The sequence below is a fragment of the Alkaliphilus oremlandii OhILAs genome (assembly GCF_000018325.1).
In the GTDB taxonomy this organism is placed as follows: Bacteria; Bacillota; Clostridia; order Peptostreptococcales; family Natronincolaceae; genus Alkaliphilus_B; species Alkaliphilus_B oremlandii.
In genome coordinates, this window is sequence record NC_009922.1 from 1830921 (window position 1) to 1844895 (window position 13975).

The 13975-nt window shown below is 35.4% G+C and carries 12 protein-coding genes and 1 tRNA gene; 2 read left to right on the forward strand and 11 right to left on the reverse strand.

Features of this window, described 5'->3' with window-relative positions; genetic code table 11:
- Window positions 1-65: 65 nt before the first annotated feature.
- The 9 genes from CLOS_RS08870 to selA form a co-directional block, all read right to left on the reverse strand.
- Window positions 66-707, reverse strand: a complete 642-nt coding sequence (locus CLOS_RS08870) for a BofC C-terminal domain-containing protein (protein WP_012159581.1) — start codon at window positions 705-707, stop codon at window positions 66-68.
- Window positions 708-782: 75 nt separating this feature from the next.
- Window positions 783-879: transfer RNA gene (locus CLOS_RS08875), tRNA-Sec, on the reverse strand.
- Window positions 880-941: 62 nt separating this feature from the next.
- A complete protein-coding gene (locus CLOS_RS08880; RefSeq protein WP_242649560.1) occupies window positions 942-1511 on the reverse strand; it encodes a biotin transporter BioY in 570 nt (189 codons plus the stop codon).
- 109 nt (window positions 1512-1620) lie between these two features.
- On the reverse strand, window positions 1621-2307 hold the full coding sequence (rluF, locus tag CLOS_RS08885) for a 23S rRNA pseudouridine(2604) synthase RluF (protein ID WP_012159583.1): 687 nt from the start codon (window positions 2305-2307) through the stop codon (window positions 1621-1623).
- Between the two features lie 19 nt (window positions 2308-2326).
- Window positions 2327-3220 (reverse strand): GerMN domain-containing protein, encoded by an 894-nt coding sequence (locus tag CLOS_RS15255; protein WP_012159584.1) that lies wholly within the window; start codon window positions 3218-3220, stop codon window positions 2327-2329.
- A 12-nt stretch (window positions 3221-3232) separates the two neighbouring features.
- Window positions 3233-4606 carry a sensor histidine kinase gene (locus CLOS_RS08895; protein ID WP_012159585.1) on the reverse strand — a complete coding sequence of 458 codons (1374 nt, stop codon included), beginning with the start codon at window positions 4604-4606 and terminating at the stop codon, window positions 3233-3235.
- Window positions 4607-4667: 61 nt separating this feature from the next.
- Window positions 4668-5357: a response regulator transcription factor gene (locus CLOS_RS08900; protein ID WP_012159586.1), complete on the reverse strand. Its 690-nt coding sequence runs from the start codon at window positions 5355-5357 to the stop codon at window positions 4668-4670.
- Window positions 5358-5398: 41 nt separating this feature from the next.
- Complete coding sequence (selB, locus tag CLOS_RS08905; RefSeq protein ID WP_012159587.1) at window positions 5399-7294, reverse strand: selenocysteine-specific translation elongation factor; 1896 nt, start codon at window positions 7292-7294, stop codon at window positions 5399-5401.
- A 15-nt stretch (window positions 7295-7309) separates the two neighbouring features.
- Window positions 7310-8713, reverse strand: coding sequence for an L-seryl-tRNA(Sec) selenium transferase (gene selA, locus CLOS_RS08910; protein ID WP_012159588.1), 1404 nt, complete (start codon window positions 8711-8713; stop codon window positions 7310-7312).
- A gap of 516 nt (window positions 8714-9229) precedes the next feature.
- Between selA and CLOS_RS08915 the strand changes: the two genes are divergently transcribed.
- Entirely contained in the window at window positions 9230-10591 is a 1362-nt protein-coding gene (locus CLOS_RS08915) for an alanine/glycine:cation symporter family protein (protein WP_012159589.1), read from the forward strand.
- Between the two features lie 84 nt (window positions 10592-10675).
- Here CLOS_RS08915 and selD read toward each other — a convergent pair whose 3' ends face one another.
- Both selD and CLOS_RS08925 read right to left on the reverse strand, forming a co-directional pair.
- Window positions 10676-11716 carry a selenide, water dikinase SelD gene (selD, locus tag CLOS_RS08920; RefSeq protein WP_012159590.1) on the reverse strand — a complete coding sequence of 347 codons (1041 nt, stop codon included), beginning with the start codon at window positions 11714-11716 and terminating at the stop codon, window positions 10676-10678.
- Window positions 11717-11838: 122 nt separating this feature from the next.
- Window positions 11839-12462 (reverse strand): helix-hairpin-helix domain-containing protein, encoded by a 624-nt coding sequence (locus tag CLOS_RS08925; protein ID WP_012159591.1) that lies wholly within the window; start codon window positions 12460-12462, stop codon window positions 11839-11841.
- 160 nt (window positions 12463-12622) lie between these two features.
- Here CLOS_RS08925 and CLOS_RS08930 point away from each other — a divergent pair, with 160 nt between their 5' ends.
- Window positions 12623-13951, forward strand: a complete 1329-nt coding sequence (locus CLOS_RS08930) for a D-alanyl-D-alanine carboxypeptidase family protein (RefSeq protein ID WP_012159592.1) — start codon at window positions 12623-12625, stop codon at window positions 13949-13951.
- The last annotated feature ends 24 nt before the right edge of the window (window positions 13952-13975 follow it).

Consider the following 13975-nt stretch of genomic DNA (forward strand, 5'->3'; position numbering starts at 1 on the left):
ACTGTCCATAAGAATCATGTGACCGTATTGGTATTTTTGTAAAATCCCTAAATTTTATCCAAACATTAGCTACTAAAATCCTCTAACAATTGGTATACATCCTCTAATGTTTTCAGTATGATCCCTCTTTGCAGCTTTTCCTGATCTACTACAGGAAGACTCTTTACAGACACGTCCGTTTGTTCTACCAGCTTCTTTTCTCCATTTTCATCGTATTGATAAATACTGATATAACCATTGTGAACAGAAACCAAATAGTGGTCCGGGCACAATTTATTTTCTCTTTTAACAATTGTAATACTTTCTTTAGAGAAATGTTCGATCTCCCAGTTGGGCTTATTTTTCTTTAAATATTCCTTTAGGCCTTTTTCATTAAGACCAACAAGATCCGATGTTGGAAACACCGTGTCTTCAGTGGAGTCCTGACATTGTGTATAGATTGTCTTATAGACCAATTTCGTTTCTCTGCTCAAGGTATCCTCGTGGCTGGCAACAGGTGCTTCGCTGCTATTATTAAATTGGTTCAAGCTCTCCTGTTGTGATTTGATTAAGGCATTTAACATATCCTGCTCTTTTCTTCTTTCTTGCTTTTGCCGTGCTATTTCTGAAGAATACCTATAATAACCAATTCCGAAACCAATAGAACCAAAAAGCAGAGCCACTATAACTACTCCTAATATAAACGATGGTTTGTTTTTTCTTCGCATAAAAAAACCTCCTAACTTATCTAGGAGATTATTCTAACCATATTTTTGATTTTTATACTTCCAGTGGTGTGTATTTGGCGGGAGTACGTGGGAATCGAACCCACCTAAGAAGCTACTAACCCCTCACAATGGTTTTGAAGACCATAGGGCACACCAGCACCCATCTACTCCCTTGTGCTAGTATATTGTAGCATATTTACGATTCTATTTCAATATGTTATTTATGTAATTTTTCTAAGGTTTCATATTCTCAAGAATCCTATGAACCCTTGCAGCAATGATTGATGCAATAACGCATTTAATCGCATCTCCTAGCAGAAAGGGAATGACAGCAAGCTCTATGGCTTTTTTATAATCCATATTTAGAGCATAGCTCATGTAAGAAGCGCCCAATAAATAAGTAACAGGCATTCCTATGAATACAGTGACCAACACGTATCGAAGAATATTGGTCTTCCTGCCTTTTAAGTAACTGATTGCAATGGCTGAAAATAAAAATCCAATAATAAACCCACCGGTTGGTCCTAATATTGCACTTAGACCGCCAGCACCACCTGCGAATATTGGTAAACCAATGGCACCTAGTACTATGAATAGCAGCACAGATATGGCCCCATGAAGCGGAGTTAAGATTAAACCGATTAAGTTCACGATGATCGTCTGTGCAGTGAGCATGATCGGCGTAAAGGGTATTGGAAAAACAATATACGACGATATTGCAAGCAATGCCGTACATAAAGATATTTTAGTCATCTCTGAAACAGAAATTCTTCTCCCTTTATTCACACCTAAATTATAATTCATCGTCATTTTCACATCCTTATACTTTAATTTTTATAATTAAAGTATACTGAAAAGTATCCGATTAGTCAACCTGTTTTATTTTTAAGGTTAACTAATCAGTGCTCTATTTTTAAAAATTCTTTATTAGTCCTTCCAATTCTTCCTTCGTAAGATCACGCCACTGGCCTATTTCTAAACCTTTTAACTTCACATTCATTATCCGTATTCGCTGAAGCTTTACTACCTTATATCCAAAGACTTGACACATTCTTCTTATTTGTCGATTTAACCCTTGGGTCAGTATAATCCGAAATACCGTATCATTGATCTTCGTCACTTTACAGGGCTTCGTTTTTGTTCCTAATATCTTCACGCCGGAAGACATCCCTTTAATAAATTCAGGAGTGATGGGCTTATTCACCGTTACGATGTATTCCTTTTCATGATTATTTTCTGCGCGCAAAATCTTGTTGACAATATCCCCATCATTAGTTAAAAGAATTAGTCCTTGTGAGTCCTTGTCCAATCTTCCGATGGGGAATATCCGCTCCTTATGATGAACAAAGTCTACAATATTCCCCTTTACATGTTTTTCAGTTGTGCAGGTTATGCCCACAGGTTTATTTAAGGCAATGTAAACAGGCTTTCTTTTTTGACCAATGGGCTTATGATCTACAAAGACAGCATCTCCCGGCGAGACATCGCTTCCCAGCTCAGCAACAATTCCATTAATCGTAACTCTCTTATCTATAATCCATTGGTCTGCCTCTCTTCTAGAGCAGATCCCTGTTTCACTGATGTATTTATTAATTCTCATGGGTTCGTTCCTTTCCTAGCTACCTTTCTGCGTTGGCGATATTTGAAATATTGTCAAAAACAATCTTCCATTCTCCATAATAATTCTTTAGGTAAAACTTTTGATTGCTATAATAAGACCTTTTTCCTAAGCCATCGATCTCACTGTATTCTAAGGTAACCACTTTTGAATCTTCTTCATCGGTCATTTCGTAAGTGTATATATTAAATTTATATATATTTCGCTGTTTCTGGTAATGGTAAAACATTGAATAATCTAAATCGATATGGGCTGGTTTATAGATAAGATCATAGGCTTCTCTATAACTTCCAGATTCAATGAAAGAAAAATAGTTTTTAACCACCTCAATTGGGTTTTGAATAGAGTTATGAACCAATTTTAAGTTTTGTCTATAGGTGTTATCCAAAGGCATATATCGATGTAAAATGCCTTCTTCCCCGTCTATCATAATCTTAACATTTTTCACGGTTTTCAGCTCCGTCAGTGAATTTACGATAGAATAAATGGTTAAAATTTCACTATTCCCACTAAAATCCGTCTCGGTTTTTAGCTCTTTTGATAAATCGATATAGATGGTATCTTCTTTATAAACGATGGCATTAATTTTAACACCGCTGGGAATAGAAGGAGCATTTTGATCAGATACCGGCCCTTTAATCAGTTCCTTTAAGATCAATTCTTCTTTTTTTTCTATGGTTTGTTCAATCACTCTGTTTTCTCTCACTAGGTATTGTCTACCTTTATTGGGAAAATACAGTGTAACCAATTCTACTTTTTTTTCAAGAACGGGAGCGATCTCCATATTTAAATTACTGTTTTTCTGATTATCATCTCTATTCAATCGGTATATGCTAAGGGCGGTTATAAATAAAATCATACCGAATATCATAATATGCGTAATGTTTTTCTTCATACAACCCCTCCATTAATTCTTATCTCCTAGCATATATTCAATCGGTAATTTTACATAGAATGTTGTCCCCTCATTTACTACGCTTTCTACCTCTATGGTTCCTTGATGCAGGCTAATCACTTGTTGTGAAATGGTTAGCCCCAAGCCCGTTCCGCCAGTTTCCCTAGATCTCGCACTATCCACTCGATAAAATCGTTCAAATAGATGTGGTATATTTTCTTCTGCTATTCCAATTCCCGTATCACTAATTTTAATAACGGCATAGTTTCCCTTTTTAAATAAGCCTATTTCGATTTTACCGTTATTCTCTGTATATTTTACAGCATTATAAATGATATTGGTCAATGCTTGGTGTATTTTATCTTGATCTACATAGATCTGAATTTTTTCCCATTGTCCAAAAATAATTTCGATATTTTTTTCATGAGCCAGAGGTTTAATGGAATTAACCACCTTTTCAATTAGATAGTTCAAATACGTCAGCTTATAGTCAATACTGAGTTTTTCTTCATCCATATCCACCAGATTTAATAAACTGTCTATAATTTTAGTTAACCGGTTGATTTCCGAATCGATATCCTTTAAAAATTCTTTGTAAATTGAAACATCAACCTCTGGTTGAATTAAAAGAGATTCTGATAGCAGCTTCATGGAGCTTAAAGGTGTTTTGAGCTCGTGGGAAACATTGCCTACAAATTCTCTTCTCTGCTCTTCAATATGACTCAGCTTTGTATTCATAAAATTATAGGCTTTAGCCAGTTGACTAATTTCATTTTCCCCGCTGATGATAACTTTTTCGTTTAATTTTCCATGTGCAGCATTTTGCATAACTTGTGTTAAGCGCTTGATGGGCTCCGATATGGAGTTTGCGACTCTTAAGGTAGTAGCTACAATTGCTAAAAGAACAAGGGTGGAAATAAGTATCAGTTTATCTCGAATGGCACCTATTTCACCGTAACAATGGGCAAGTGATGTCGATAGTAAGACCGCACCTACAGTATTGCCATCCCGATGAATTGGTACAGCCGTATACATGGTATCCCCATACTTATCCAACCAGTATTCACCAGTTATGGACATACCCTTTAAAGCATCTGATACCTCTTTTTGATTGATTATTCTTAGCCGTAATTCATGAAAGGAATCAAATATTACTTTTTTTTGCAAGTCGATAATGAGGATTCTACCTTTAAATTCAGTCGCTATTTTTTGTAGTATGGACTCTAAATCAATATCATTTATTTGCATCCTCTTATTATGACCATCCTCTAATTCAGCAGATACGATATTAGAAATAATACTGGCTTGACTTAAAGTGCTTTCAATCCGTCCGTTGATCAAATTGTTTTTAATGGAATCGTGAACAAAAACATTGATTATCAGCAATGCACAAACTACTAATAAAATATACGACAGTATGAGTTTCCATTTGATCCCATAAAAGTCACTATTTATTCCTAAAATAATACCCCACTCCCCACTTTGTAAGTATATACTCTGGGTTGCTTGAATTAATTTCTATTTTTTCTCTTAATCTTCGAATATGAACATCAACTGTACGTAAATCACCAAAGTATTCATAGCCCCAAATGATCTCCAACAATTCTTCTCTGCTATAGATCTTTCCAGGATTAGAAGCCAATAGCAGCAGAAGATCGAACTCTTTCGCAGTAAGATTCACTTCTTCTCCCTTTAAGCTTACTTTCCTGCCCAGTGTATTAATTTTAAAGTCATCAATTTTAATGACTCTCTCTTCAATGGGCTTGTCTGAACTTTGGTATCTTCTTAAGACCGCTTTAATTCTAGCCTTTAATTCTAAGATATTAAAAGGCTTTGTTAGATAATCATCTGCACCGTATTCTAATCCTAAGATCTTGCTCATATCCTCCCCTTTTGCCGTCAACATGATAATTGGCGTTTGTGAATTTAATCTTATTTGTTGACAAACTTGGAGTCCATCGATTTTCGGAAGCATTAAATCTAGCAATATCAAATCCGCATTTGCTATTTTTGCTTTCTCTAAAGCCTCTTCTCCATCAAATGCCGTTAGTATTTCATATCCATCCTGCTCTAGGCTATACTTCAAGCCTTTTACTAATAAGGGTTCATCATCTACAATTAAAATTTTATATCCCATTTTTCGACCTCGTTTCCTAACCTAATGTATTGTTGTTTCAGTTAATATAAAATTCGCTTCTCATCAATTCGTTTTGTAAACTTTATATTATCTAGATGCTCCAATAAAGCAACTGCGTATTTTCTACTTGTATTCAATATATCTCTAAATTCCGAAAGGCTAATGCTCCCATTTTTATCGATGTATTTTACCAGTTCACGTTTTGCATTTTCATAGGAATCTATATGAAGAATTACCTCATCATTCAGCTTAATTAAAACTTGTCCTAGAATCGCACCGAAAACCTGCTCAACCTCCTCTTTTTTAAAACCAATGGTCTGAACAATATCTTCAAACCGAGGTGTTGAATAAGGGTCTTCTAAATAGATTTTTTCTAGATGATTTTTAATATCTTCATGGACCTTGCTAAATATAATATTAAAGTCATATAATGCAATAAATTTTTCTTCAACTTTTATAATTTTATTTTCCACCAACAGATTGAATAAAATATCAATCACTTTACTCTTATTTTTAGGAAATAACTTGCTTCTAGCCTCTTCTTTCATCATCCCCGGCTTTAGAGGGTTCTCTGCATGATATCCATCTAAAATACGAATTAACTCATTTTTAATTTTTTCATAATATTTTATATGAATCACATGATCCGGTCCTAGCATAACAACTTTATTCTGAAGAATTAAATCTTCCACCACTTGCTTTAGTGTATCTAATTGTAGGGACATGAACTTTGCTATATTCCATAACTCTGGAAATTCATTGCTATGAATATCGATTTGCTTTTCTACAATTTCATCTTGTTTTCCTGCTTCTCTCGTCGCTAAATCCTCCATTACATTCTCATCAAATCTTTTATGCTTCTTAGGATTTCCATCAATTACAATTGCACCACCGATTGTTTCCATTGGAGAATACCATCGAACGATCATATGATCCCCTTTTTTTACAGCGCCAGGAGTCTCCAATCTAAATTGAACATAAATTTTTTGTCCCGATACACCCTGTTCTTCATTCAATAAAGTCACCCTTGCAAATGTTTCTGAGGATCCATAATATAATCTCACACGATCGCGATTCTTGAGTGGCCTTTCTAAGTCCTTTAATAGCTTCAGTGTTGCATCGATCATCATGGTCGGCTCCATAGAATTCACTTGTGCCAGTACTTCGCCTCTTTCTATCTCTTCTTTTTTGATATTAGCCAAATTAATCGCTACCCGTTGTCCTGCATAAGCTGTATCCACAGATTTCCCATGTACCTGAATATTTCTGATACGGACTTTGATTTTTTCTGGCAATATCTCTATGGTATCCTCTACGGAAACCTTTCCTTCCATGATCGTTCCAGTAACTACCGTACCAAAACCAGTAATCGTAAAAATTCGATCGATGGGCATTCTAAAAGGAGCACTAATGTCCCTGCTTTCTGTTTCATCTGTTAATTGATCAATTTTAAGGATTAATTCCTCGATCCCTACTCCTTTCACAGAATCCACTGAAATAATTTCTGTACCTTCTAAAAATGTATCTTTCACCTTGTCTATAATGTCTAACTTTACCAACTCTACCCACTCATCATCTACTAGGGAAGCTTTCGTAATTACAATGATTCCTTTTTCGATTTTAAGTAAGGATAGAATATCCAGATGCTCCTTCGTTTGAGGCATTACGCCTTCATCCGCAGCGACAACGAGAAGAACAATATCCATGCCACTAACACCGGCAAGCATATTTCTAATAAATTTCTCATGACCGGGTACATCAATAATACCTGCTCTTTTACCGCTGGGAAGATCAAAATATGTAAAACCAAGTTCGATGGATATCCCTCTCTTTTTTTCTTCATTGAGTCTATCGGTCTCACGACCTGTTAATGCTTTTATTAATGTTGTTTTTCCATGATCAATGTGACCCGAAGTACCAATTACAATGTTTTTCATGTTGAATAAAGCCCCCTATTGAATAACTTCATTGAATGCTTGTACTATAATTTCGTATTGTTCTGGTTTAATTGTGCGTAAATCTATGATAACTTTGTTATCTCTTACCCTTGAGAAAATAGGCGTTCGATATTTTCTCAGTCTGTTTTCTAATTTCGATGTAGAGATCGATTTACTTTCGATTTCAATTACATAGGTCGATAATTTTTCCAAAGGTAACGAACCACCGCCAACTTCAGAATAATCTTTAGCGATACCAGCTACCACATCTAATTTTTCTGATACTATCATCGAGTGCAAAACTTTTGCTCTTTCATATATGGATTCAGCAGTTTCTGTTAACATTTTCAAGGTAGGTATTTTTTGGAGTGCCATTTCCTCATCTAAATATAGCTTTAAAGTCGCTTCTAAAGCTGCCATAGTTAACTTATCTACTCGAAACGCTCTCGTTAGAGGATTCTGCTTCATCTGATCGATATACAGTTTTTTCCCGACAATAATGCCTGCTTGTGGTCCCCCTAATAGTTTGTCCCCACTGAAAGTGACAATATCTACACCCGATGAAACACTTTCCTGGACTGTAGGTTCATAGGATAAGCCATACTTTTGTAAATCTATTAACACGCCGCTACCGATATCCTCGATCACTGGGATATTATATTTTCTGCCCATATTTACTAATTCTTTAACTTCCACACTTTCTGTAAATCCTAATATTTTATAATTGCTTGTATGAACTTTTAAGAAAGCTGCTGTATCTTCACTGACTGCATTCTCGTAATCTTTTAAATGAGTTTTGTTCGTCGTACCGATATCTACCAGCTTTGCTCCGCTTTGTGCCATTACATCTGGAACCCTAAAGGAGCCTCCGATTTCTACCATTTCCCCACGGGACAAAATGACTTCTTTGTCCTTGGCCATCGTGCTTAATACCAGCATAACAGCAGCAGCATTATTATTTACAACCAACGCATCTTCTGCACCAGTTATAAATTTAATTATCTCAGAAACGTGATTGTATCTACTGCCACGTTTACCTTCAGTTACATCTATTTCCAATGTAGAATATCCTGAAGCTACATCCCATACCTGTTCTTTAATAGACTCACTCAAAAGGGATCTCCCTAGATTGGTATGAAGCACCGTTCCTGTTCCATTGATGACCTCCCTTAAATTCATATCCATAAAGTTGTAACAATTTTTTATAATCTTACGAATAATTTCTTCTATGTCGATTTCAAAATCTATAATTTGGGACTCATTCAGCATTAATATATTTTTTCTGTATTCTTCGATCATTTGTCGTATCTCTTTTACAACTACACTGCGTGGAATCACACCGATTAACGATATAATCGCTTCATTATTCAGCAACTGATCTACGGAAGGTAGCATGCTAAAAATTTTTCCCTTATTCATCAATGACACACTCCTAAAAGTAATATGTACTTATTCAAACCTCTAAATTTTTATAGCGTCCAATAACATTTAAATTATACCATATTTTTCATTATAATATACTAATTTAAAGCATATCGCAGATCCTTTCAATATTTTTCTGGCTCTCAATAATTCTGCTTTAAAAATTTTGTAATAAATATTAAAAGTTTTTTATAAATAACTGTTTTAATTTTCTCATTATTATGATAACATGTATTTAAATTAAAAATGTATTAGATATTTGTAACAACCATTTATTATTTCCGTAACATTTATTTCTTATTTATGTAAAATACATTGGCGCTGAGGGGGAGGATATCCTTAAGGATGATATTATTCAGAATTTAAAGAATTATCTTTTAAGTCTAAATAGTTTAGGAAATTAATATAGACTCGATATTATATTTTGATTTTATTTATGAAAGTAAATGGTTCATCACATTATATCATGCATTTTTAATGATAATATCCTAATTATAACAAAGGGGGATTTTAATGTTTGCATTATTAAATACAATAGGAGAAATTAACGGAATTATTAATGATTTCGTTTGGGGTCCTTATATGTTAGTGTTAGTTGTTGGAACTGGTCTCTTATTTACTTTTAGAAGTGGATTCTTCCAAATTAGAAAATTTGGCTATACAATGAAAAATACCGTCGTAAAAATGTTTGACAAAACAGAGGTTGGCGAAAATGAAATTACGCCTTTCCAAGCTGTTTCCACAGCTTTAGCAGCTACAGTAGGTACTGGTAATATCGCTGGTGTTGCTACAGCTATCTCTCTTGGTGGTCCTGGTGCCTTATTCTGGATGTGGTTTGCAGCTTTCTTCGGTATGATGACAAAGTTTGCTGAGGTAGTTCTTGCAATCCAATACCGTGAGAAAAATGCTGAAGGTGCTTGGGTTGGAGGACCTATGTACTATATTAAAAATGGTCTAAACATGAAATGGTTGGCTACTGTGTTTGCAGCATTAACTGCAATTGCTGGTTTTGGAATTGGTAATATGACTCAATCCAACTCTATTGCTTCTGCTCTTAGCGATACATTCTCTGTTCCGCCAATGGTTACAGGTGCTTTGCTAGCAGTTGCTACTGGACTAATTATCTTCGGTGGATTAAAGCGTATTGCTTCTGTTACTGAAATGCTTGTTCCTTTCATGGCTGCATTCTATATTGTTGGTGGTTTAGTAGTTGTACTTGCAAATGCAAGTCAAATTCCAGCTGCATTTGCAGAAATCTTCAGTAGTGCTTTCTCTGGTAGAGCTGCTGTTGGTGGTTTTGCAGGTTCAACAGTTATGGCAGCAATGAGATTCGGGGTTGCCCGTGGCGTATTTACAAACGAGGCTGGTCTTGGTTCTGCGCCAATCGCCCATGCGACTGCTAAAACAGACCACCCTGTACAACAAGGCCTATGGGGAGTTTTCGAAGTATTTATTGATACAATTGTAATCGCAAGTATTACAGGTCTAGCGATTTTAACTACTGGCGTATGGCAAGGAGGCGCAACTGGTGCTTCTTTAACAATTGCTGCATTTAATAGTGTTATTCCTTTCGGTGGCGCTATCGTTGCAATCGGTATTCTATTATTTGCTTTCTCTACAATATTAGGTTGGTCCTTCTACGGAGAAAAAGCTATGGAATATTTATTTGGACTAGGTGCTGTTAAGTTCTACAGAATGCTTTGGGTACCACTAGTATTCATTGGTTGTATCTCTAGCTTAGACCTTGTTTGGGGTATTGCAGATACATTGAACGGATTAATGATGATTCCAAACTTAGTCGGTTTATTAGCATTAAGTGGTGTTGTAATCAAGCTAACAAAAGAGTATTTCTCTGGTAAAGCAACCAGTAAATAGTTTTTAAATTAATTAAGTATAAATAAAAAACGAGTATTGTATACTCGTTTTTTATTTATGCCCTATATACAACAATAAAAGTTCCTACTTTACATAAACAGCATAGTCACTTCTTGGCAGAACTCTTCCCACAACAGAAAAGCCATTACTTTCAATCAAAGATAAATTTTCCAAAGCATCTGGTAAATCTTTTTCACTTATAGAAACTAATAAACCGCCAGAGGTTTGTGGATCATATAGCAAGTCTTCAATTGCATCTTCTATATCCTGCTCTTTTAAAACCTCATTTTCAATATGCTTTTTATTCGAATACATTCCAGCTGGAATAATTCCCATGGTAGCAAGCTCCTTGGCACCATCTATCAGCGGTACCTTATCAGCAAAAATCTCTATAGATACGCCACTACCTTTCGCCATTTCATAGACATGTCCTAAAAATCCAAAGCCTGTGATATCGGTACATGCTGAAACATCTAAGTTTTCTAAGGCTTCAAATGCATATTTATTCAACATAGACATCACCTTTACAGCCCCATCATACTGCTCCTTCGTTGCAATATCTGCTTTAATAGCGGTATTTAATACGCCAAGACCAACAGGCTTTGTCAATATTAAATAATCCCCTTCCCTAGCAGTACTATTGGCCCATACCTTTTTAGGATGAACAATTCCTGTAATAGAAAGTCCATATTTCGGTTCGTCATCTTCTACTGTATGCCCCCCGACTAATAATGCACCCGACTCCAATACTTTATCTGCACCGCCCTTTAATATCTGATTCAATATTTTGGGATCTAAGCAGTTTGGAAAACAGACAATATTCATTGCAGTTAATGGCCTTCCTCCCATGGCATAAACATCGCTTAGAGAGTTTGCCGCCGCTATTTGACCATATGTATAGGGATCATCCACTACAGGTGTAAAGAAATCTAGGGTTTGAATTAAGGCCATATCATCATTTATTTTATAAACAGCTGCATCATCCGAAGTCTCTAATCCTACAATTAGGTTTGGATCTTCTATTTTAGGTAAATCGCACAGAACCTGTGCAAGGACATCCGGTCCTAATTTTGCAGCTCAACCAGCACTTTTTGTCATTTGGGTTAATCTTCTGTTTTGATTCATATTCCTCCTCCTTCGTGATAAGAATATTCATATACCTTTTAACAATATATATTATACATGATTCATCTCATAATAAAAGCCTCTAATGCAGTTTTAAAAGGAGCTTTTCTTGAAACTGATCTTTATTTAACTGTAATTTTATCCTTGATATCGCTAAATTTTCTATCCCCAATACCACTGACATTTTTTAGGTCCTCTATAGAACCAAAGCTTCCTTTACTGGTTCTATGCTCTATAATCCGATTGGCAAGTACTTCTCCGATTCCAGGCAATGCTGTTAGTTCAGCCGCACTGGCAGTATTAATGTTTATTAAATTACTCTTGGTATCACCGCCTACTAGATTCGTGGTAGGTACATTTCCAAAAGAGCCTACGGTTAATTCTTCTCCCTCTCTAGGAATGTAAATATACTCTTCATCAATTATTTTCTTAGCTAAATTTATTTTCTTTCGATCTGCAGTTTGTTGTAGCCCTCCCGCAGCATCGATCGCATCAAAAACCCTTGAATTTGCATCCAATTCATATACGCCTGGATTTATGACGTCCCCTTCAATATGAACGATGATCTTTTTGATAATTGTGTTGTTGCTATCATTATAGGGCCTGTTCCCTTCTAATGTAGCATCCTTCTTGGCCTCATTGCTTAGCACGTATACCTTCTGCTTATTCATATAACTAGAAATAGAGAAAAAACCTACGATAAATACTACTGCAATTAATACAATGATATTCTGTTTTTTCCTCATATTTAATGCGCCCCCATTTTTTCATTTTTCTAAAAATAATCTTTTTATTATAATTCTATGGATTTACATTTTTTCCTTTTATTAAGAATAAATTTTCCTTAATTTTCTTTCATTTTTCTGATATACTAGAGGAACGAAAGTATTTTACAGGGGGTAGATTATGAGAAGTAAACCATTCTATATACTAACTATAATTTTCACATTGATTCTATCTTTCTCTTTTGAAAGCATGGTATTTGCACAAGGTCAACAGCCTGACATCAGTGCACCTTACGGAGTGTTAATCGATTACGAAACTGGCACTGTTTTATATAATAAGAATGCTCATGAAAAAGCATATCCTGCCAGTACTACCAAAGTTATGACTGCTGTTATGGTATTGGAAAATGCTAATTTAGATGATAAAGTGACGATTGATTATGATCTATATGTTGATGGCTCTAGTATGTACCTTTTAAAAGGTGAGTCTTTTACAGTACGCGAATTGCTGCAAGCCTTATTAATTCGATCCGCAAATGATGCGGCGGAAGCTCTCGCAATTCATATTGCTGGCTCAGTAGACAGCTTTGTTGAAAAAATGAATGCTCGTGCCAAAGAACTAGGCGCATTCAATACGAATTTTACAAATCCTCATGGATTGCCAGACACAAATCACGTCACTACTGCTTACGACTTAGCAATGATATCAAAGCATGCGATGACATTTGATCTTTTTAGAGAAACTGTGAAAACAGAAATGCTCATTTTAGAACCTACGGAACAAACACCGGAAACTCGATACTATAGAAATACAAATAAGTTTTTATGGGGAACAGGATCTGCTAACCATATGCTTTACAATGGAAGCTATATCAATATTAAATATGACATTATTGATGGTCTAAAAACTGGATACACAGGCGCTGCTGGCAACTGCTTGATAAGCTCCAGTTTCCAGAACGATCATCGCCTAATTTCTGTGGTACTTGGAGCAGAGGGCAATCATGTTTACTCTGATTCCAGACGATTGATTGACTATGGTTATGAAAACTTTAAGCTGATATCTCTTACCAATCATAACCTAGATTCGATTCATATTCCCATACGAAATGGTGCTCAAGATTTTGTTGCTCTTTCCATACTGAATGATAAACTTACTGTAGTCCCTCTCGGTACAGAATATACAAACATTAAGGAAAGTCTTTATTTAAATGAAAATATTCAGGCTCCGGTAAAACAAGGCGATACCTTGGGCAAACTTATTTATACCTTGGATGGGGATATTCTTGGGGAAGTAGAATTAATCGCCCAATTCAATATCAATGAGCAACCTTTTTTCAAAAAAATTTTTAGTCTTCAAAAACTTTTAATGGGTGTACTCTTTCTATTTGTATTGTGGCAAATATTTGTTGCATATTTGCGAATCCAAAAGAGAAAGCGAAGAAAGAGCTTTTCCTATGGTAAAAGAAGGGTTCCCCTATATCAATTCAACAAAAACGTTTTTAAATAAGGTATAGAAAATCCATGTATCCTA